Annotated in this window: 21 protein-coding genes and 1 pseudogene; 9 read left to right on the forward strand and 13 right to left on the reverse strand. The window is 67.5% G+C overall.

Features of this window, described 5'->3' with window-relative positions; genetic code table 11:
- Window position 1 precedes the first annotated feature (1 nt).
- Window positions 2-1,267, reverse strand: a complete 1,266-nt coding sequence (locus EXQ71_03420) for an MBL fold metallo-hydrolase (protein ID MSO86556.1) — start codon at window positions 1,265-1,267, stop codon at window positions 2-4.
- A gap of 37 nt (window positions 1,268-1,304) precedes the next feature.
- A complete protein-coding gene (locus EXQ71_03425) occupies window positions 1,305-2,273 on the reverse strand; it encodes an LLM class F420-dependent oxidoreductase (protein MSO86557.1) in 969 nt (322 codons plus the stop codon).
- Window positions 2,274-2,371: 98 nt separating this feature from the next.
- On the opposite strand from EXQ71_03425, the gene EXQ71_03430 reads away from it, so the two are divergent.
- Window positions 2,372-3,085: a hypothetical protein gene (locus EXQ71_03430; protein ID MSO86558.1), complete on the forward strand. Its 714-nt coding sequence runs from the start codon at window positions 2,372-2,374 to the stop codon at window positions 3,083-3,085.
- Between the two features lie 250 nt (window positions 3,086-3,335).
- On the opposite strand, the pseudogene EXQ71_03435 reads toward EXQ71_03430, so the two are convergent.
- From EXQ71_03435 to EXQ71_03450, 4 genes and pseudogenes are all read right to left on the reverse strand, one after another.
- A pseudogene (locus tag EXQ71_03435) lies at window positions 3,336-4,064 on the reverse strand (class I SAM-dependent methyltransferase).
- A gap of 42 nt (window positions 4,065-4,106) precedes the next feature.
- Window positions 4,107-4,970 (reverse strand): TIGR03619 family F420-dependent LLM class oxidoreductase, encoded by an 864-nt coding sequence (locus EXQ71_03440; GenBank protein ID MSO86559.1) that lies wholly within the window; start codon window positions 4,968-4,970, stop codon window positions 4,107-4,109.
- On the reverse strand, window positions 4,970-5,713 hold the full coding sequence (locus EXQ71_03445; protein ID MSO86560.1) for an SDR family oxidoreductase: 744 nt from the start codon (window positions 5,711-5,713) through the stop codon (window positions 4,970-4,972). Before EXQ71_03445 ends, EXQ71_03440 begins: the two co-directional genes overlap by 1 nt.
- 79 nt (window positions 5,714-5,792) lie before the next feature.
- Window positions 5,793-6,593 (reverse strand): acyl-CoA thioesterase, encoded by an 801-nt coding sequence (locus EXQ71_03450; protein MSO86561.1) that lies wholly within the window; start codon window positions 6,591-6,593, stop codon window positions 5,793-5,795.
- On the opposite strand from EXQ71_03450, the gene EXQ71_03455 reads away from it, so the two are divergent.
- The 6 genes from EXQ71_03455 (at window position 6,504) to EXQ71_03480 (ending at window position 11,307) form a co-directional block, all read left to right on the forward strand.
- Window positions 6,504-8,039, forward strand: coding sequence for an amidase (locus EXQ71_03455; protein MSO86562.1), 1,536 nt, complete (start codon window positions 6,504-6,506; stop codon window positions 8,037-8,039). The two genes, EXQ71_03450 and EXQ71_03455, sit on opposite strands and share 90 nt — an antisense overlap.
- A 52-nt stretch (window positions 8,040-8,091) precedes the next feature.
- Window positions 8,092-8,271 (forward strand): hypothetical protein, encoded by a 180-nt coding sequence (locus EXQ71_03460; protein MSO86563.1) that lies wholly within the window; start codon window positions 8,092-8,094, stop codon window positions 8,269-8,271.
- A 63-nt stretch (window positions 8,272-8,334) separates the two neighbouring features.
- Window positions 8,335-9,513, forward strand: coding sequence for a steroid 3-ketoacyl-CoA thiolase (locus tag EXQ71_03465; GenBank protein ID MSO86564.1), 1,179 nt, complete (start codon window positions 8,335-8,337; stop codon window positions 9,511-9,513).
- 54 nt (window positions 9,514-9,567) lie between these two features.
- Window positions 9,568-10,080: a thermonuclease gene (locus EXQ71_03470; GenBank protein MSO86565.1), complete on the forward strand. Its 513-nt coding sequence runs from the start codon at window positions 9,568-9,570 to the stop codon at window positions 10,078-10,080.
- A complete protein-coding gene (locus EXQ71_03475) occupies window positions 10,049-10,924 on the forward strand; it encodes a ChbG/HpnK family deacetylase (protein MSO86566.1) in 876 nt (291 codons plus the stop codon). Before EXQ71_03470 ends, EXQ71_03475 begins: the two co-directional genes overlap by 32 nt.
- A complete protein-coding gene (locus EXQ71_03480) occupies window positions 10,921-11,307 on the forward strand; it encodes a hypothetical protein (protein MSO86567.1) in 387 nt (128 codons plus the stop codon). Before EXQ71_03475 ends, EXQ71_03480 begins: the two co-directional genes overlap by 4 nt.
- On the opposite strand, the gene EXQ71_03485 is transcribed toward EXQ71_03480, so the two are convergent.
- The 5 genes from EXQ71_03485 to EXQ71_03505 are packed head-to-tail and all read right to left on the reverse strand — an operon-like array spanning window position 11,304 to window position 14,874.
- Window positions 11,304-11,690: a hypothetical protein gene (locus tag EXQ71_03485; protein MSO86568.1), complete on the reverse strand. Its 387-nt coding sequence runs from the start codon at window positions 11,688-11,690 to the stop codon at window positions 11,304-11,306. The two genes, EXQ71_03480 and EXQ71_03485, sit on opposite strands and share 4 nt — an antisense overlap.
- A gap of 9 nt (window positions 11,691-11,699) precedes the next feature.
- Entirely contained in the window at window positions 11,700-12,575 is an 876-nt protein-coding gene (gene mca, locus EXQ71_03490; GenBank protein ID MSO86569.1) for a mycothiol conjugate amidase Mca, read from the reverse strand.
- A gap of 20 nt (window positions 12,576-12,595) precedes the next feature.
- Window positions 12,596-12,919 carry a hypothetical protein gene (locus EXQ71_03495; GenBank protein ID MSO86570.1) on the reverse strand — a complete coding sequence of 108 codons (324 nt, stop codon included), beginning with the start codon at window positions 12,917-12,919 and terminating at the stop codon, window positions 12,596-12,598.
- A complete protein-coding gene (locus EXQ71_03500; protein MSO86571.1) occupies window positions 12,889-13,452 on the reverse strand; it encodes a DUF1028 domain-containing protein in 564 nt (187 codons plus the stop codon). Before EXQ71_03500 ends, EXQ71_03495 begins: the two co-directional genes overlap by 31 nt.
- Before the next feature lie 51 nt (window positions 13,453-13,503).
- Window positions 13,504-14,874, reverse strand: coding sequence for a potassium channel protein (locus EXQ71_03505; protein ID MSO86572.1), 1,371 nt, complete (start codon window positions 14,872-14,874; stop codon window positions 13,504-13,506).
- Between EXQ71_03505 and EXQ71_03510 the strand changes: the two genes are divergently transcribed.
- Together EXQ71_03510 and EXQ71_03515 are read left to right on the forward strand one after the other, a co-directional pair.
- On the forward strand, window positions 14,675-15,436 hold the full coding sequence (locus EXQ71_03510; protein MSO86573.1) for a YbhB/YbcL family Raf kinase inhibitor-like protein: 762 nt from the start codon (window positions 14,675-14,677) through the stop codon (window positions 15,434-15,436). The genes EXQ71_03505 and EXQ71_03510 overlap by 200 nt on opposite strands.
- A gap of 6 nt (window positions 15,437-15,442) precedes the next feature.
- A complete protein-coding gene (locus tag EXQ71_03515; protein ID MSO86574.1) occupies window positions 15,443-15,730 on the forward strand; it encodes a hypothetical protein in 288 nt (95 codons plus the stop codon).
- A gap of 15 nt (window positions 15,731-15,745) precedes the next feature.
- Here the strand turns inward: EXQ71_03515 and EXQ71_03520 are convergent, their stop codons facing one another.
- Window positions 15,746-16,498, reverse strand: a complete 753-nt coding sequence (locus tag EXQ71_03520; protein MSO86575.1) for a hypothetical protein — start codon at window positions 16,496-16,498, stop codon at window positions 15,746-15,748.
- A 67-nt stretch (window positions 16,499-16,565) separates the two neighbouring features.
- Window positions 16,566-19,919 (reverse strand): error-prone DNA polymerase, encoded by a 3,354-nt coding sequence (locus EXQ71_03525; protein ID MSO86576.1) that lies wholly within the window; start codon window positions 19,917-19,919, stop codon window positions 16,566-16,568.
- Window positions 19,920-19,955 lie beyond the last annotated feature (36 nt).

Raw genomic sequence — 19,955 nt, forward strand, 5'->3', positions numbered from 1 at the left:
TCTACCCCTCCGCCTTGGATCGGCTTTCCCGTTCGGTCCAACTGAACACACCCTTGGACATGGTGCTGCGCTCCTCGGCTGCTCGACGACCGAAGACCTCCGCCCTCACCCTGTGCACACCGGCGTCGCCGGGGGCGGCCTGAGCCGCCAACTCGGCGAGATGTCCGGCCAACCGAAGATCACCGGCGGCCGCCAACTCCGAGGCCCGCTCGGCGAGCCGAGAGGCGCCGCCGGCCAGCGCGGCCATCTCCGTGGCGATCGCGACATCCGCCGGAGGCTTTAGCCGAGCCGGGTTACCGTCGTACCACCCGCCGTAGAGCCGCCACAGGTTCCGGACCACGAATTCCGGCTCGTCGTACACCGGCCGAAGGTAGGGCTTGTCGAGCAAATGAGCGGGAGCCTGCACGGCCTGAACAATGTCGTCGAGCCGGGCGCCCTCGTTCATAAGAGCCAAGGTTTGGTCGACCAGGGACTCAAGTAGTTCGGCACTATCGCTCAGTGCCTGGTTGATCCGATCGCTCCCGAGAATCGGGAAGCCGTGCCCCGGCAGCAGCACCTCGGCGCCCAAGGCGGCCATCTTGCGCAGACCGATCGCCCACTCGCGCGGGTATCGCTGCACCTTCTGGGGGTTGCCACAGTTGGGGCTGGCCCAGATGAACAGGTCACCAGTACAGAGCACCTTGCGTCCGGGGTTGAACATCCAGGTGGAGTCGTCGGTCTCGCCCTTGTCGTGATGGAGTTCCCACTGCTCACCCCCCACCTCCAGCGTGTGGTGATCCCGATACACCTCGTCGGGCTGGCGGTAATGGATGGGCCAATAGAGCTTCGGGAACTGGAACTGCCGCTGGTTGATGATGCCGTTGTACCCGGCGGTGAGGACGTAGCGCTCGAAGCGCGGGGGCACGAGTTCGTGGGCCACCACGTGCGGGGGGGTCCATCCATTGGCGAGGGCCTCCTCATCGAAGGGTGCCATGCCAAAGACGTGATCGATGTGCCCATGGGTGTAGACCACCGTGCCCAGACGGTCGCGGTTCCACTCCCGGATCCGTTCGTGGTTGGTGGCCGCCATGAACTGGTTGCCGGTGTCCACCAGCAGCAGGCCATCATCGGTGGCGAAGGCCGAGATGTTCCCGAAGGCGCCGTTGAACGCCGTGCGGGGAGCCACTTCGGCCAGACCGAGGTCTTGGGTGACAGGGTGGTGACCACCCCCATCGGTAGACCCCTCGCCGGTCCACATCTGCTCCGCGATCTCCAAAAGGTCGGCCACAAACACACTTTCGCACAGTCGCCCGCCTCACCGGGAGTTACCGAGGAGCGAGATCGCGTATCGCTTGGCGGGCGTCGATGCCGAAGGGGAGCAAGGCCAGCGCCGGAGTGGTCACACCATGGTGCACATAGCGGGCGATGTGTTCACGACACTTCTCGGGCGGACCCCACACGATGAGATCATCAACGACCTGATCGGGAATCGCCGCTAGCGCCGCCTTGCGGTCTCCCTCTTTCCAGAGACGCCACATCTCACTGAGCACCTCACCACGACCCAGCCACTCGTGGAAGGCGGCGTACACCGGCACGTTCAGGTAGGCGGCAATGGCGAAGCGGCCCATCGCTCGCACCTTGTCGGCATCATCGGTGGGGGCGACGAAGATGCGGGCCACAATCTCCCGGTCGGCACCGCCGGCCGCCGCCTGCACGATCGGCACCACGGTCGCTACATCCTCGGCGCTGAGCCAGTTGATGATGGCGCCGTCGCCATCTCGACCCGCCAAAGTCAACATTCCCTCTCGCAAGGCGGCAATGAGGATCGGCACGGGATGCTCGGGCCGCACACCCAAGGTGAAACTCCGCACGCTGAACGACGGCGTCTCCATCGTTACCTTCTCGCCGGTTAGCGCCGCCCGGAGAAACCGCACCATGTCCTTCGTGCGCTGGTAGGGGTCCTCGAAGGGAATGCCGTTCCAGCCCTCCACGATCACGTTGGACGACGTACCGATGCCGAAGGCCACGCGCCCGGGCGCGGCGTCGGCCAGGGAGGCCACCGACTGCGCCAGGCAGGCCGGGCCGCGGGTGAAGGCCGGGACAATGGCCGTGCCCAACCGCAGCGACGGCGCCCATACCGACGCCAGGGTCAGCGGGGTAAACGCATCGGCGCCGTTGGCCTCGGCCGACCACACGTCGGTGTAGCCCAATCCCTCGAGTTCCACGATCCACTCTCGCTGCGCATGCAAGGGAACGTTGTCGAAGGGAATCGTCATGCCAAAGCGCTGGTCCATAAGAGGATCATTACCCAACCCACCCGACGAGGCAGACCGACGGGCCCCCACGAGTGGCCGGCGCGCCTACCCGGGGCATCCCCGGGTAGGTTCCCGCCGTGGAAAAACTTGTCTACGGCCTGTGGCGCCAACCCGATCAGGACCTTGGCGCCATGCGCTCGGTGCTGCTCAACGTGGTGGCCCCTCGATTGCTCGAGTTAGGGGTGGCGGGCCTGCGGATTTGTGTGGAGGAGCCCATCGGGCGCGCCTACCGGGTGGGGGCCCAACCCGACGGAGCGGTGCTGGCCGCCTCCGTCTCCCTGTGGATCGACAACTACGACGACCGGGCGCCCCACGAGGAGGCGATCGGCGCCGCCAACGCCCAGAGCTACGGCTGGATCGTGGCCGAATCGGTCGCCCGGGGCTACGGCGAACAGCGCTCTTGGCCCGACGGTGAACGCTCCCCCGGGCTATCCATCACCACATTCTTCGACAAGAAAGACGGCGTCGACGACGACACCTTCTACCGAATCTGGCACGGCGAGCACACCCCGCTGAGTTTCGTTATCCATCCGTTCTGGCTCTACGTCCGCAACCAGACGCTCCGAGCCGTTACCCCCGGAGCCCCCCGGGTGCGAGGCATCGTGTACGAGGCTGTCCCCCATGATGAGGACATGTTGGACTTCACCCGCTTCTTTGGCTGCGCGTCGGAGCCAGAGAAACTCATGGACCAGATCGCCATCGTGAACAACCACATGGATACCTTCGGGAACCGCCGCGACCTGCAGTGTGTCGCCATGCGGGAGTGGATCTTCAAAACGTTCTCAACCTGACCAGGCCCCGTTAGTCCTCCGCCACCAGGGTGATCCGAGACTGGGCCGGGTCGTCTAGATCGAGATCGATGTCTCCGTGATCGAGGCCGTCGGCCTCCGCCTCGGCCACTACCTGCACCTTGGGTCGCTCGCCGAAGATCGCCTGTTCCAAGCCCAACATGGCCGCCCCCATCACCGTGCCACCGCCGGTTCGGGCCACCCGGGGTTGGTCCCAGGCCGGATCGGGCTCGAGCCAAACCACCACGTCGGTGGCATCGGCCGCCGCCGGTGACCCATCCGGCGCCCGCACCTTGCTCACCCGCAGACCGGCTTCCTCGGCCAATCCACGGAAGCCGTCCTGGGTGTACCAATGGATCAGCCAGGGGCGCTCCTCCACCGTTACCTCGCCGTCCGCCGTCCGCAGTTCGTAGCGCCAGGCGGTGATCTGCACCCGGTTGGCCACGTCGCGCGTCTCCGACACCGGGGTCACCGACATCTGCGCACCGTCGTCGGTGGTATGCGTGCGGGCCGCACCCAACGCGCTGCGCTCGGTACGTTCCGGTACGAATAACGCGATGCGCACGGTGCCCTCCGGTTCGAGGTGGGCGCGTATGCGCTCAAGGGCATGCCAGGCCGTGTCGTCATCGGGGAGCAGATTGAAGGTGGGCTCCGCCAGGAAGATGGACTGGTAGCGGCGGCGGAGTTCCATGGCTTCGATGGTGGAACGGTGGACCACCACCTCGACGCCGTCGGCTTCGGCCCGTAGGCGCAGTCGAGCCAGCATGTCGGCCGACGCGTCGAGCCCTTCCACGTCGAGCCCCCGGGCCCGCAGGGCGAGCAGCGGATCGCCCTGCCCACACCCCAACTCCAGCGCCGGCTCGCCGGAGGCGGCGATGAACGCGGCATAGGGCTCAGGATCAGGCACACCCGCCGAGCGGAGCGGGGCATACAACTCGGCCACCAGGCCGGCGCAGAACTTCGGTGGCTCCTGCACGTCCATACCCCACCATGCCAGGCGACACCCACCAACCGCAGGTGCGGATCACCAATTAGCGATGATGTCCTCCGCAAACTGGTGAATACCCCCCACCTTGCCGGCCAGATCGGCGTCGGCACCGGCGTAGAAATACCAGGGCATGGTGACGAGGTGGGTAACACCGGCCTCCGCCACCCGGCGATACCCATCGAGGTCCCAGGCATCCTTGGCCGAGCCAAACACGCTGAAGGGCACCTCGGTGCGGTCGTACTCCTGCCGGTACTGCTCAATCTGCTGACGGATCGCCGCCAACTCCTCGATGGTGTGCAGATCGCTCACCCAGCCGTCGTGGCGGGCGGCCCGCCGCAACGCCGCCGTCGACAGACCGCCGACGTAGACCGGCACCGTTTCGCTCGGCGCCGGCAGCATCTCCAAGGCGGGCACGTCAAAGAACTCGCCGTGGTGCTCCACGATCTCGCCGGTCCAGAGTTTCCGCATCACCTCAAGCATCTCGTCGGCTCGTTTGCCGCGCTGCGCGAACGACGTACCCATCGCCTCGAACTCCTCGGCCATCCATCCCATCCCGATGCCCAGCCCCACCCGGTTTCCCGAGAGCACGGCGGCGGTTCCCACCTGCTTGGCCACGTGCACCGGCGTACGCGCCGGAAGGATGTAGACGGTGGTCAAAAAGCGAAGCCGCTCGGTCACGGCGGCGAGATGTCCGATAGTCACCCACGGATCGGGCCAGGGGGTGCCCATCTCCCAGCGCCGCTGACCATCTTTCGTGTACGGATACGGCGAAGCGGTGGCCACCGGGTTGATGAGATGGTCGCTCACCGACATCGTGCTCCACCCACTCTCATCACCCGCCCGGGCGAGCGGTACGAGTTCTTCGGGCTGCGAAAAAGTGGCAGAGAAGCAGAATTCCATCAGCTGTGGGTCCCGCCATCGATGCGCAGATCGGCGCCGTTGACATGGATGGCGTCGTCGGATCCAAGGTAGGCAATGGCGGCGGCCACCACCGCCGGGTCACCCATACCGGTGGGCGACATGATCCGATAGAGCAACTTGCCATCGGCCCCTTCGGGCAGATCGAAGGCCTCGGTGATCGGCGTGTCGATCGACCCCGGGCACACCACATTGGCCCGCAGTCCCTGCTTGGCATACTCGATGGCCAGCGTGCGGGTGAGCGCCACCACGCCCCCCTTGGAGGCCGAGTACGCCGCCGCCCACGGGTGGGCCGCCAACGCCGCTGTGGACGCCACGTTCACGATGGCGCCTTTGGTCTCCAACAAGGCGGGAATGGCGGCCTGACACACGAGGAAGGTGCCGGTGAGGTTGACGTCGAGGATCTTCTGCCAACTCGCCAGGGTCACCTCATGGGTGTGTTCGAAACGAAGGATGCCCGCCGAGTTCACGACCGTGTGGATCGGCCCGAGAGCGCGAGCGGCCGCCACCGCGGCGGGAGAGAAGCCCGGATCACTTACGTCCCCCACGAAGGGCGTCACCGCCTCCGGGCGGCAGGCATCCTGGGCCGTGGTGGTCAACCCCTCCGAGGAGAGATCCGCCGCCAGCACCGTGGCTCCCTCCTCCACGAGGCGGTGGACCGTGGCCCGCCCGATCCCGGACCCTGCCCCTGTGACCACCACGACGCGACCCTCGTACCGTTGCATCCGGCGAGACTAGAGCCACCCCGAGGGGGTGTGGTCCACCCGGGGCCCCTCGGCCCGACGAGGAAAGGACCGAGCTCGCTCAATCGGGCCAGTACCGGACCATGGTGCTCTGGCTGGCCGAGGCCAGCAGCGTGCCATCCTGCGCCCAAAGATGGACCACGCCGTGCCCGAACCCGTTGGCAATGGCGTCGATACGGATGTCGAGCAGCACCCACTCGCTCGCGACGAGGTTGCCCACCCGCAGGGTGTTGTCGAGGCTGTTGCCGCCGGCCCGGGCTCCCAAGGCCTGGCCGATGCCGAAGGGGACGTAGTCGCCCAGAATGGCCAGCGTGGCCGCCGACATTTCGAGTACGTCGGGGATACGCGCCCAGAGTGCCGAACGACCGCCCGGCTGCGGGGGCCCCGGCAACTCCTCAACGCCCCGCGCGTCGGCGAGCCGCACGTCGATGCGATCCATGATCGACTCGGCACCGGGCATACGCGGCATCCGGCTCGAGCAGAGATCGGGGGCAGGCACGGTGGGCATTTCCGCCCACTGACCCCCAACGTCTAGGTCACGGTGACCCAGAGCCGCGTTCACCGTGAGGATCTCCCGATCCCCTACCTGACCCACCGCCCGCGCCTGGGTGACCTGTTTGCCGGCCACGGCGATGGTCACGTCGATGTCCATGATCGACGGCGGATTGGCGTAGGACAGGTACTGGGCGGTGGCCCACACCACCGGCCGGCCCGAACTGCCCTCCAGGGCGGCGATGGCGGCCCCCAATCCGCATCCTCCGAACAAGAACTGATGCCCCGTGGAAATGCCCGGCGTAACCGGCAGCACCCAACGCATCGGGTTATGGGTGGGCTCAAGGCCAAGCCAGGCAGGGGCATCCATCTGGGGGGAACCTATCGGGCGGGAAACGCCTTCGGCGATGAGGCATGCTGGGCCATGACCGATACCCCCTGGCTTGGTGATGCCTGCTCACTCGTCGACGCCTTCCGGGCGGCGGAAAGATCTCCCGCCGAAGAAATCGAAGCCGTCCTCGCCGCCATCGACGCCAGCCAACTCAACACCATCAGTTTCACCGACCCCGACGCCGCCCGCGGCGCGGCGAGGTCGGCGGACCCGTCCCTTCCCTTTGGCGGGGTGCCGGTGGGCGTCAAGATGCTCCAGGAGGTGGCCGGTTGGCCCAGCACCGAGGCGTCCCTAGTATTCCAGGACCGCATCGGCACGCACACCGCCACCGAAGTCACGCGGTTGGTAGAGGTAGGCGGCGGGGTGCTCGTGGGGCAGACCACCGCCAGCGAGTTCGGCGGACTCAACGTGAGTACCAATCGCCTCACCGGCACCACCCATAACCCCTGGCAGTACGGTCGCACCGCCGGTGGCTCCTCGGGGGGTTCGGCGGCGGCGGTGGCGGGCGGCATCCTTCCCCTCGCCACCGGCGGTGATGGCGGCGGATCGATCCGCATCCCGGCCGCCTTCAATGGCCTCGTGGGGATGAAGGGCACCGTTGGCCGGATCCCGCGCGGGCCCCGGATGCTGTGCGGCAACCACACCGTGGTGGCGGGCTGCCTCAGCCGATCCGTGCGCGACATTGCGCGCTTCTATGACGTCTGTGCCGGTTACGACGGACGAGACCCCTACAGCCTCCCGCGCATCGAGGGATGGGAACGCGACCTGGGCACCCACCGCCTGGCGGGCCGACGGGCGGTGATCGCGCCCTCCCTGGGGGTAGCGATTGTGCGCCCAGAGGTGGCGGCCAACGTGGTGGCCGCCGGTGAGGCCCTCGCCCGCGATGCCGGCCTGGTACTGGTGGACACCCCCGTCGTGCTGCCCGGACTCGGCTTTGAATGGGCCGTGACCGGCCTGGCCAGCCTGCGGGCCGACTTGATCGACTTGTGGCCCGCGTGCCGAGACGACCTCACCAAAGCGATCGCTTTCGGACTCGACCTGGCCGACGGGCAGATGAGCCTGGCAATCTCGGCCCGGGCCGAGATTGCCCGGATGCACGCCAACGAGACGATGGCCAACCTCTTCGACGAGGTGGACTTCATCATCTGCGCCACCAACCCTGATGTGGCTTATCCCGCCGAGGTCCAGATGAACACCCGGGTGGGCGACCAGCAGACCGAGCCGGGCAACAACGGTGCCCTCACGATCCCGGCCAACATCTGCGGCAACCCGGCCATCTCCATCCCAATCGAGCCGGTGCATGGCCTCCCGGTGGGGATGCAGGTGATCGGGCGCCACCACGAGGACGCCCTGCTGCTCGATCTGGCCCTGCTGATGGAGCGCACCTGTCCCTGGCCCCTGGTGGCTCCCGGCGCGCCGCTCTAGCCAGCGGCCCTGGCCCGGGCAAACTGTCACACCCACGGAGTTGACTAGGTCCATGGCTCGTCAACTCACCCTCCTCACCACCACATCAGCCTGGCGTCTCGACGACGCCACTCGCGAACTAGGCCGCCGAGGGGTCGCCGAAGCCCGGGCATCGCTCCAGGCGGGCATCGCCGCCCGCCCCGACAGCGATACCCCGCCAGAGCCCCCCTCGCAGGGCCGTTCCGCCGCCTGAGTCCGCCCCCGACGACCCATCACCCCGTGGCTGGCCCGTCACTGCGTCAAGTAGGTTCCCACCATGTCTGATGTCGTCATTGTTGAAGCCGTCCGAACTCCCGTGGGAAAACGCAACGGTGGCCTTTCCACCGTGCACCCCGCCGACCTTTTGGCTGCCGTACAGCGAGCGGTGGTGGAGCGTTCCAGCGTGGACCCCACCGAGATCGGGCAGGTGATCACCGGCTGCGTCAGTCAGGTGGGTGAGCAGGCGTTCAACATCGGCCGCACCGCCTGGCTCACCGCCGGCCTGCCCCTCACCGTGGCCAACACCACGGTGGATACGCAGTGTGGATCGTCACAGCAGGCCACCAACCTCGGCACCGCCCTGGTGGCCGCAGGGGTGGTGGATGCCGCGGTGGCCGGAGGGGTGGAGGTGATGAGCCGGGTGCCGATCGGCGCCAGCGGCCGCAAGGAACTAGGCCTGGGCATCCCGATCCCCCGCTCCTACTTCCCCCAGTACGAGATGACCTCCCAATTCGAAGGGGCTGAGCGAATCGCCGACAAGTGGGGCATCACCCGAGCCGACACCGATGCCTTCGGCTTCCGCTCCCAGCAGCGCGCCGCCGCCGCCTGGAGCGAGGATCGCTTCGGCACCCAGATCGTGCCCATCGAGGCCCCCGACCTCGATGACGAGGGCAAGCCCACCGGCACCACCCATACCGTCAGCCGCGATGAGGGCCTCCGCGAAACCACCCTGGAGAAACTCGCCACCCTCAAACCAGTGGCGCGCGAGCACGGTGTGCACACCGCCGGTTCGTCGTCGCAGATTTCCGACGGTGCCGCCGCGGTGCTGCTCATGTCGGCGGAACGCGCCGCCGCGCTCGGCCTGCGTCCCCGAGCCCGCATCGTAGATACCTGCTTGGTGGGCGTAGACCCAATCCTGATGCTCACCGGTCCGATCGATGCCACCGAACGACTGCTGGAACGCAACGGAATGTCAGCCAGCGACATCGACGTCGCCGAGATCAACGAGGCCTTCGCCTCGGTGGTGCTGGCGTGGCAAAAGGAACTGGGCTTCACCGATGCCCAAACGAACCCGAACGGCGGCGCCATCGCACTCGGGCATCCCCTCGGTGGCACCGGCGCAGTGCTGCTCACCAAGGCCCTCCACGAACTCGAGCGCACCGGGGGCCGCTACGGCCTGGTATCGATGTGCTGCGGTGGCGGCATCGGCACGGGCACCATCATCGAGCGACTCTAGCCCTCCTCTTGCCGACATCCGTCGGCCGACAGCACCACCTCCCGAAGGCCCTTCGTGCGTCGTTTTTTCTTACTGGCATTCCTGCTCGGCTCTTGCGCCTTCCCCGGCCGCGCCACCCCTACAGCGCGAGCCGAGGGCACCGGCATCATCGTGCGACCCATCGACGGCGACACCGTCGTGGTGGCCATCGACGGCGCACAGGAGTCGGTTCGCTTCATCGGCATCGACACGCCCGAGTCGGTCTCCCAGCAGCGACCCATCGAGTGTTATGGCCCCGAGGCCAAAGAGCGCACCGCGGCCCTCCTCCCGCCCGGCACGGTGGTTCGCCTCGAGCGCGATGTGGAGGCCCGCGACAAATACGACCGCCTCCTCGTCTACCTCTACCGGGCCGAAGACAACACCTTCGTGAACCTTCTCCTGGTGCAAGAGGGGTACGCCGACTCCTTCCCGTACCCCCCCAACACGGCCCACCAGGCTCACTTCGCCCAGGCCGAGGCCACCGCCAAGGCCGGCCAGATGGGCCTGTGGCCCGCCTGTGGCGGCACCGACACACCAGCGGGCCAGTAGTCTCGCCGTTGTGACATCACTCGCCGAGCGCCTGGGCTACGGGCCCGATGATCGCCTTTTGATCATCAACTGCAACGGCCTCGGCTCCTGTCATGCGGCCAACCTGGGGATCTATGAAGCGCTGCGGGAGGGTATCGCCACCAGCGCCACGCTCATGGTGCCCTGCCCGTGGGCCCGCCCCGCATCGGCCGACTACCAGGGCGAAGACATCGGGGTGCGCCTTACCCTCAACGCCGAGCACAGCCACTACCGCTGGGGGCCGATCACCTATGCCCCCTCCTTGCTCGATGGCAACGGCGGCTTCCCTCTCACCGTGGCCGACGTATGGGATCACGCCGATATCGACGAAGTGCGGCGAGAACTGCAAGCCCAGGTGGAGCGGGCCATGCTGTGGGGCATCGACATCAGCCACCTCGACAGCCACCTGGGCACCCTGCAACTACGCCCCGAATTCTTCGACGTCTACCTCCAACTGGCGGTGGACTTCGCCCTGCCCCTGCGCCTGTCGGGGGCATCGAGCGAGCGGGCCATTGGCTTCCCGTTCCGCCGCCTGGCCCGAGAGGCCGGCGTGGTGTTCCCCGACCACTTCATGACCGTGCGCGGGCGCGGGTCCCGAGGCACCGTCGAGGGGATCATCGCCACGCTGCGCCCCGGAGTGACCGAGGTGTACGTCCACCCGGCGCAAGACACCCCCGAACTCCGAGCCCTCACCAGTGCGTGGGAATCCCAGGTAGACGACTACGCCCTGGTCACCGGCACCACGAGCCTGCGCGGCGAGCTCGACCGAGCCGGCATCCAACGGATCGGCTACCTCCCCCTCCGCGACCTCCAACGGGCCCAATGACCCTGCATCGCGCCGCCCTGGTCCTCGTCCTTGGAGCAACCTTGCTGCTGGCGTCCTGCGCGGACGAATCCGTCCCCACCGGGACCGTCCCTACCCTCGTCCCCCGCAACGTTTACCCCAAAAAAGTCATCACTGTGGACGACGCCGGCTTCGACGCCTCGGCGGTAGAAATCGTCTCAGGGCAGGTGCTCGTTATCGTCAACACCGGCGACGAGCCCCACTCCTTCAGTTCCACCGAGCGCTTCGACACGGGTCTCCTGGATCCCGGGACGACCTCCACGGTGCTGCTCACCAAACCGGGCAAGATCCGCTTTTTCGACAAAGCGAATCGAGACCACAAGGGCACTGTCACCGTCACCACCGCAACAGACATCCCAAGTTAGTACGTGGTCTCGGCGTCGAGCCGCCGCAGCACAGACCGGTATGGCTCACTCCCGGTCAGGGGGATCAGCCCCATCACCAGCCCCATCGGGCCCACCACCTTCACCCGGCCCCGCATAAACGACACACTGGCGTCTACCTCGCCCCTGCTGACGGCCATGAAATCGCTGTAGGTCTGGGTGAGGGTTACCTCGGCGGCGGGGTCGTCGCCAAGCGCCAGTTCGACCCAGCGGCCATTGCGGGCCGCCTGGTGATAGCGCACCTCCCCCTCGGGCCCACCGGTGACCACCACCTGGACCCGGGCCGTGGCCCCGGGACATTCCGGGAGGTCAGTGGTGAGTTCCCGGTGCCGGTCACACCAGGCCTGGCTCAAGTAGGAGACCATGCCCCGAGGCTAGGAGATCGGGGCGTCGGCGTGGAGCCCGGCGAACAGGTCGTCTTCGAGGCTCGAGACCGGCACCCGGCTACTGGCCCGGATGTAGTCGTCGTAGGGGTGGATCGACGCCGCCACCTCCCGGGGCAGCCCAAACCAGAACGGTGATTCGGGGTCGATCTGGGTGGCGTGAGCCAACAGCGCCTCGAAGCGCACCTCGCCATAGCCATCGATGGGGATGGAGGCGTTGATGCGGTCGTCCTGCCAGGGCCGATCAAGCCACTCCTGGCTATACGGCGACTCCAGCCCCAGTTCCAGATATTTGGTGTGAGTGAGTTCGATCCGCTTTTTCGACCACACCGAGTAATAGACCTTGGCCACCTGCCAGGGCTCCCCGGCGTCGCTAACCCACGTCGCATCGGCTGCTTGGTCGATGGCGGGCTGGGTGATCTCGTGCACCCGCAGATGGTCAGGGTGCGGATAGCCCCCCTGCTCGTCGCCGTAGGTGAGCACCACCTGCGGCCGAGTGCGCCGGAGGATCGTGGCCAACCGCTCCGCCGCCTCGGCCAAAGGAGCGCGGGCGAAGCAATCCGGGTTGGCGTTGGCCTCGCTGTCAGCCATGCCGGAGTCGCGGTAGTCGAGCATCACGACCTCGTCGTAGCCGATGATGACCGCCGCGGCCGCGAGCTCAGCCCGCCGAACCGCAGCGATGTCGGCCTTGACCTCCTCGGTGTCCATGGCCGGGTTGAGGATGTCGCCCTCCTCGCCACCGGTGCAGCAGACGAGGACCGTGCGGACCCCGTCGTCGTGATACTTCGCCACGGTCCCCGCCCCCTTCGACGATTCGTCGTCGGGGTGGGCGTGGACAGACAGGAGGCACAGAGGATCGGCGGGCATCCGGAGGAGGATACCGACGCCTAGCGCCGATCGAGCAGCCCGGCGACGCCAACCTCGTCGAGCAGACCAGCCGCTGGCAGTCGGCGCAGGAGCTCGCGCCAACCATCTCCCTGGGGACCAGCCAGCACGGGGCCGACGAGGACCCGAGCCTCATCGTGCCGGCCGACGCCGGCGAGCAGGACCGCAGGCCAGAACGGGAACTCCTGCTGGTCGGGCTGACGGGCCATGGAGTCGGCATAGATCGCCAGCGCTGTGGCGAGGCCGCCGTCCGTCATGGCCTCCTCGGCGTCCTCTATTCGGCGATAGGCGAGGCTCAGACCCACGAGGCGCCGGAGCTCGACCACGGCTTGGGATGATCCTCCACCCGGACATCGACCACCTGGTCGTGGCCAGGGCGGGCAGTCGCCGCGCCCGCGACCACCGCGAGCGACGCCGATTGCTGTCCGCGCAGATCACCACCCGCGAGCTGTGCCGCGTCGAGGGCACCGAGCAGCCGGACGGCCAGCGGACCGTCGGAGGCGAGGAAGGCCGCCGCCATCGCCTCAGGTACGCCGGGGTGCCACATCATGTTGGCCTGGGCGCTGAAGCCATCGCCGATGATATGACCCGCCGCCTCGATGCACGACGACCCGGTGTGCGCCGCCGAGCGACCCGCCGCATCCACCACGGCCACCTGCCGGGTGTCCGCGTGCGCGTCGGCACCCAACACCGCCGCGAGCGCGTCCGCGGGCGCGCTACCGCCGCGGAGCTGGCTGAGCGTGTCGGGGCCATGGGCGATCTCTGCGATCGCCTGCGTGGCCACCGCGCCGACCCCCGCCTCGAGCCACGGAACGACTGCCCCCACCGCGAAGAAGCGTGACTGCACGGCCACACCCAACTGGCCGGTGGCCGGACACCGGGCGACGACGGAGTACGTTACCGATTCCTCTCAGGCCGGCGAGCGACGCAGAGGAGCGAGGGTGTCCTCGCCGGTGTCGTCGTCCTCGGTGAGGTGCCAGCCGCATCGCTGGGCCAACAAGCGGTGGCCTTCGTCGGGCCCGGAGGCAATCAGCCCGTCTTCGGCGGCCAGCCGCACCGGGCCCCGAGGGCGATACAGGTACCGGCCGCCCCGCAGGACCGCCAGGATGTGGAACCCCGGCTCGATATCGAACTCCAACTCGGCCAGAGAAGCCCCCTCCGCCTCCGACCCTGCCGCCACCGGCACCCGCACGACCACGTCATCGGAGTCGCCCAGCGCGATCGACAGGATCGGGTGGAGTTCCTCTTTCTCCTCAATGAGCCACACCATCTGCTGGGCGGCGTCGCCAAGATCCTCGGCAGCCTGCGACAGATGGAGCAGGCCCCGCAGGGGGGCCGGATCAATGCGATCGTTACTGGCCCGCAAGACCCAGAGCTCCAGGCGGTCTTTCATCTCGTCGAGACGGTCCTCCAGATGACGCACCTCGGCCGCCAAACCCTGATCGCGCAACACCAGTGCCGAATAGGCCAAGCCCACCGCCACCTCAGAAATGTTCTTCATTTCGACCAACACATCCACGGCGCGGTCGAGGTCGGAGAGAACATCTTCTTCGGGTGGAACCGGCGGCTCCCAGTAGGGGGCCGCCGCCAACTCTCGGAGTCGGGAAATCCCCGCCGGTGAACCGCGCAGAAAGATCACGTCACCCGGCAGGCAAATGGCGTCGCCATCCACGTGCGTGATCCAGTGACGTTCGCGACGAATCGCCATCACGCGCATCCCGATCTGTACCGGCAGTTCAAGAGCCGCCAACGGACGCCGGGCCAGATGTGAACCCTCCCGAATGCGCACACGGTGCGATACCTCTTCGGCGTTGGAAAGGTCGGCTACCAGTTCCCGCGGGATACCGAGACGATGGGTGACGATTCGGGCGATGTCCACCGCGGCGTTGCCGATGCGTTCGATCGAGGAGACCACCTGAAGCACCGATGCCATCGCCTCGGCCTCCTTGGGATGACGCGCCGCCAGGACCGACACGGCGCGCATCTCGTGCACCAGATCCGACATCTGGTCTTCGAGTTGGTCCACCTCCTCGGCCATGTCGGGGTCGCCAAAAAACAGGGCGGCGTAGGCCAAGTCCACCATGAGTTCCGAAAGATCCTTCGCTTCGGCGAGCATGGCTCTGAGGTTGCGGGGTCTGGCATCCATCGGGTTCCCGACCAGGATAGAACGCAAACCGCCAGTCTGTGACACGGACTTCACTTCCCCCTGGACCACACTGGTGCTCGTGCGTTCACAACGACTCCTCTCACTGATCCTCTCCCTCGTGGTGGCGGGCCCCATAGTGGCCTGCTCCCGAGCCGACGGCCGCTCGCTCCCACCCCCCGACCGCGCCAGCACCACCGCGCCGAGCACACCGGCCCTACAGACCACCCCGGCCAGTGCGTTCACCCTCCGCAGCACCTCTTTTCCCAACGGACAGGTCCTGGCGGCCAACCTCACCTGTCAGGGCCTGGGAACATCGCCCGACTTCACCTGGACCGCCCCGCCCGCCGATGCGGTCGAACTGGCCCTGGTGGTGCGCGATCAGACCGAGGGTGGCTATCTGCATTGGGTCGTCACCGGCATCGATCCCACCAGTACTGGATTCGGTGGCGGCGGCATGCCCGAGGGTGCCCTGACGGCTGTGAACAGCAGCGGTATCTCCGGATGGTCACCGCCATGTCCGCCCGCCGGAACGGGGGTGCACACCTATGAGGCCACCCTCTACGCCCTGAAGTCGATCCCCCCCGTGGAGGCGGGTGCCCCCGGGACGCCCACGGTGGCACTCATCGAGGGGGCCCGCATCGCCCAGGCCAGCCTCACCGCTACCTACTCACCCGACGCGACCGTCACGATCCCATAGGGCCCCGTGCACCCCAGCGAACGTGTGCGCATCGTCACCGAGACGGCCCGCGCCGTCCTCGAACACCGACTGACCCCGGCCCTGGGGGCCCAAGCCCTGACCCTCCAGCAGGAACAGATCACTCGATTTCTCCGCAGCGATCGCATCGACGTAACCCGGGCCGAGGCCGATGTGGTGGCCCTCACCTTGCGGCGACTAGCCGAACAAATCGCCGACCGCAGCCCCGCCGACCCCGATCCCGCCTTCACCGAGATGGCCCGCATCCTGGGCGAACTGGCCCAGTCGCTCCGCTGATAGCGGCACCCTGACCTAGCTCGGCGCGTCCACCTCACCCACCTCGATGACCCCCGGTGCCGCCGACGCGTTCGCGGCCACCTCCGCCTTACGCACTTGAAACGACGCCACCGCCATGGCCACAACCGAGGGCAGGAAGAAAATCAGTAACTGGGTCGTGAGTAACGCCCCGAACAACGTGGCGTACATCGCCCGATTCACCACCTTGGCCGACGCTCGTCGGGACACCGCCCGGAACCCCAGCGCGGCGGCGACCAAGGGCAAGAAGATCGATAGCGACGTGGGCCAGAACGCCTTGATGTAAAGCGCACGCCCACCCGGCGACCAGTTCGTCACCGCCGCGGCGGTGGCATCGGGGCCAGCGGCGATGGCGTTCTCAAGCGCCGACTGGGCCCACTCGGCCACCCGTTCGGGCGAGGTCGAGATGGCCGCACCCGTGGCCGCACTGATGGGCACCCGGAAGCCAAACAACACGAACAGGATCGTCACCGCCGCCAGTACCAGCGAGGTCAGAGCGGCGCGATGGCCGGGGGGCATCCCAGCGTTGCCCCGCGCCCCCCGAGGAGCTTTGGTAGCGCCACTCGATGGTCGGGAACTGGTGAGACGCGACAGCACCGAGCCGCTTTTCGCCGCCGGGGCAGTGGACCCACCCGTGACGGTCGGCGCCGCCGCCGCTCCGGCGGCCGCGCTGCGGGCGGCTACGTCGGCTCGCTGTTGCCGATTCTGGCTTTGGCGCCGCTGCTTGGATGGTTGCTGCTTACTCGACATGACCGCAGACTAGATCGTGGCGGCTGCCACCGAGAAGGTGAAGGTGCCGCACCCGCCACCCCCTGTCTCACCGAAAATCACGGCTCCGGGTGGACGCCGCGATCGGTAGGGCTTCCAGGCGATCGGCAATCACGTTGGTCACACCCTCAAATCGCTCGAGCCGCCCTCGGACCAACATCGCTGGAGCAGCCCGGGCCACCTGACGATGCGCAGCCCAGCATCCCTTCGACACCACCACATTGATCAGGCCAGTCTCGTCCTCCAGGTTGATGAAGAGCGTGCCCCCCGCGGTAGCGGGCCGTTGGCGATGGGTGACCACGCCCCCCACTCGAACCCGGCGGCCTGCCTCCACTGCCGCCAGACCCGCTGCTGTTACTACCCCGGCGGCGGCGAGGTACTCCCGCACGAATCGGGTGGGGTGGCCGTCGGGACTCACACCGGTAGACCACAAATCAGCCTGGGCCGATTCAGCAGCGGTCATGGCGGGCAACTCGGGGGCGGCCACGCCGGTGACGATCCCCGGCAACCGATCTGGTCCGCCCTGGGCCACCGCCCCCGCCGCCCAGATTCCCTCCCGCCGCGACATGTCGAAACCGCCAAAAGCCCCACTGGTAGCCAGCGCCTCGATCTGGCGGAGGGTGAGCGACACCCGACGGGCCAGGTCCTCCGGGCTGGCATAGGGCCGCCCCGCGGCGATCTGCCGGGCCAGTTCCCTACCGATTCCCCGCACCGAGGAGATCCCCAACCGCACCGCCGGCCCGCCCCGGCCCCACTCCACCGGGGCGGCGGACCGGCCCGCCTTCCCTGGCGCCTCCCCCTCCAGGGTGGTGATGGCGGCCGATGCGTTGAGGTCGGGGGTGCGTACCTCCACGCCATGACGACGGGCATCCCCCACCAGGGTGTGCGGGGCGTAGAAGCCCATCGGCTGCGCATCGAGCAGCGCGGCGCAGAACGCCGCCGGGTACCAACGTTTCAACCATGACGACGCGTAGACCAGATAGGCAAAACTCACCGAGTGGCTCTCGGGGAAGCCATAACTAGCGAAGGCCGCCAACTGCTCCCAAATCACCTCGATGACATCGGGCGACACGCCGCGCTCCCCCGCCCCCTTGGCGAAACGCTGGTGCAGTCGCTCCATCCGTTCGCGACTGCGCTTGGAGCCCATGGCCTGTCGGAGCATGTCGGCCTCGCCAGGGCTGAAGCCAGCGACATCGATGGCCATCTGCATCAACTGCTCCTGGAACAGCGGCACTCCCAGGGTCTTGTTGAGTGACCGTTCCAAGAGTGGGTGTAGATACGTCACTTCCTCCTGGCCGTTGCGGCGACGAATGTACGGGTGCACCGATCCCCCCTGGATGGGACCGGGACGAATCAAAGCCACCTCCACCACCAGGTCGTAGAAGACCCGTGGCCGCAGACGGGGCAACGTGGCCATTTGGGCCCGGCTCTCCACCTGGAATACCCCGATCGAGTCGGCCCGGCTGAGCATGTCGTACACCTCATCGTCTTGGGGAAGAGTGGCGAGATCGACGTGCAGGTCGCCGTGGACCTCTCGCACCATGTCGATGCAGCCGTGCAGCACCTCGAGCATCCCGAGGCCCAGCAGATCGAACTTCACCAGACCCACCGCGGCGCAGTCGTCCTTGTCCCACTGAAGGACCGTGCGATTCTCCATCCGGGCCCATTCCACCGGGCACACCTCCACAATCGGGCGGTCGCAGATCACCATGCCGCCCGAGTGGATCCCCAGATGACGGGGGGCGTGCTCAAGGGCGGCGGCTAGGGCCAGGACGTCGGCGGGGATCTCCTGTTCCACCTTCTGCTGCTGGGCCGTGACCGCCACTCCACCCCCGGCATCGACCTGTGTTGCCCAGGCATCCTGCTGACCGGGGGCATACCCGAGCGCCTTGGCCACATCGCGGATCGACGACTTGGCGCGGTAGGTGATGACGTTGGCCACCTGGGCGGCATGGCGGCGGCCGTACTTGGCGTAGACGTACTGGATCACCTCTTCCCGGCGCCCCGATTCGATGTCGATGTCGATGTCGGGTGGCCCATCGCGCTCGGGGGATAGGAAGCGCTCGAACAGCAGGCCGAGTTGCACGGCATCAACATTGGTGATGCCCAGGGCGTAACAGACCGCGCTGTTGGCGGCACTGCCCCGCCCCTGGCAGTAGATGTTTGAGCGGCGGCAAAAGTCCACGATGTCCCACACCACCAGGAAATAACCGGGGAAACCGAGTTGCTCGATCATGGCCAGTTCGTGCTCGATCTGACGGTACGCCCCCGCCACTCGTTCCTCGCCCCCCGAGCCGTAACGCGACTGGGCGCCGGTGGCGGTGAGGTGGCGGAGGTAGGCCATCTCACTCCCTCCATCGGGACACGCAAACGGCGGCAGCCGCGGCGCCACCAGGTGCAGATCAAACGCACAAGCCCGGCCCAACTCGGCCGCCCGCTCCACCGCCCCGGGCCACCGGGCAAAACGGCGGGCCTGCTCATCACCCGAACGTAAATGCGCTCCGGCACAGGCGGGCAGCCAGCCGTCGAGTTCATCCATGCTGCGCCGCGCCCGTACCGCCGCCATGGCCGTGGCGAGCGGCCGACCGGCCGGCGTGGCGTAGTGGGCGTTGGTAGTGGCCACCACATCCACTCCCGCTTGGATCGCCAAGCGAGCCAGGGCGTCGTTGCGGTGTGAGTCGAGGGGATCACCGTGATCGCAGAGTTCGACCACCACATTGGCGCGACCAAAAGTAGCAATCAGTGCCTCCAACTCTCGGGCGGCGGCGGCCGGGCCATGCCGCTCCAGAGCAGCGGGCACCGAACCCTTGCGGCAGCCCGTGAGCACCAGCCAATGCTCGCCATGCACTGTGTCCCAGGCGATGTCTCGATAATCCGGCTTGCCCTTCTCCGCCCCGGCCAGATGCGCGGTGCTCATCACCGATGCCAAGCGGGCATAGCCCTCGGGATCCCGGGCCAGTACGAGCAGATGGGTGCCCTCGGGGTCGGGAACCCCGTTCTGCGCTTTGGTGAGCCCGAGTGACAACTCGGCCCCGAACACCGTGGGTACCCCCACCGCTCGGGCCGCCTCCGCGAAGCGCACCACCCCGTAAAAACCGTCGTGGTCGGTGATGGCCAGGGCCTCTAGGCCCAGCCGAGCGGCCTCCTCGGCCAACTCCTCGGGATGACTGGCGCCATCGAGAAAACTGAACGTGGAGTGGCAGTGCAACTCGGCGTAGGGGGTGACGTTGGTTCGGCGGGTCAGTCCCGGGGGCGGCTCGTAGGCCGACCGTACCGGTGACCATGCCGGGCTGTCGCCGCCGGTGGCCTCCACCGGCGCCCGGGCCGGGCGGCCGGGGTGGGCGCGATCCGACAACGTCCGTTCCAACTCCTTCCACGACACATCCGGATTGGTGAACCCCACATCGTCATCATCGAACACCTGTTCGTAGTCGTCAAG

It is taken from the genome of Acidimicrobiia bacterium, from assembly GCA_009694375.1.
Lineage (GTDB): Bacteria > Actinomycetota > Acidimicrobiia > Acidimicrobiales > VFJN01 > VFJN01.

Bases quoted from the DNA above. Each gene is read 5' to 3' on its own strand.
- EXQ71_03450 (MSO86561.1), bottom strand. From the start codon at position 6,593: ATGGATGCCCCTGCCTGGCTTGGCCTTGAGCCCACCCATAACCCGATG.
- EXQ71_03445 (MSO86560.1), bottom strand. From the start codon at position 5,713: ATGCAACGGTACGAGGGTCGCGTCGTGGTGGTCACAGGGGCAGGGTCC.
- EXQ71_03455 (MSO86562.1), top strand. From the start codon at position 6,504: ATGCCCCGTGGAAATGCCCGGCGTAACCGGCAGCACCCAACGCATCGG.
- EXQ71_03460 (MSO86563.1), top strand. From the start codon at position 8,092: ATGGCTCGTCAACTCACCCTCCTCACCACCACATCAGCCTGGCGTCTC.
- EXQ71_03485 (MSO86568.1), bottom strand. From the start codon at position 11,690: ATGGTCTCCTACTTGAGCCAGGCCTGGTGTGACCGGCACCGGGAACTC.
- EXQ71_03480 (MSO86567.1), top strand. From the start codon at position 10,921: ATGACCCTGCATCGCGCCGCCCTGGTCCTCGTCCTTGGAGCAACCTTG.
- EXQ71_03505 (MSO86572.1), bottom strand. From the start codon at position 14,874: ATGGGGCCCGCCACCACGAGGGAGAGGATCAGTGAGAGGAGTCGTTGT.
- EXQ71_03465 (MSO86564.1), top strand. From the start codon at position 8,335: ATGTCTGATGTCGTCATTGTTGAAGCCGTCCGAACTCCCGTGGGAAAA.
- EXQ71_03510 (MSO86573.1), top strand. From the start codon at position 14,675: ATGAGTTCCGAAAGATCCTTCGCTTCGGCGAGCATGGCTCTGAGGTTG.
- EXQ71_03425 (MSO86557.1), bottom strand. From the start codon at position 2,273: ATGGACCAGCGCTTTGGCATGACGATTCCCTTCGACAACGTTCCCTTG.
- EXQ71_03440 (MSO86559.1), bottom strand. From the start codon at position 4,970: ATGGAATTCTGCTTCTCTGCCACTTTTTCGCAGCCCGAAGAACTCGTA.
- mca (MSO86569.1), bottom strand. From the start codon at position 12,575: ATGCCCGCCGATCCTCTGTGCCTCCTGTCTGTCCACGCCCACCCCGAC.
- EXQ71_03520 (MSO86575.1), bottom strand. From the start codon at position 16,498: ATGTCGAGTAAGCAGCAACCATCCAAGCAGCGGCGCCAAAGCCAGAAT.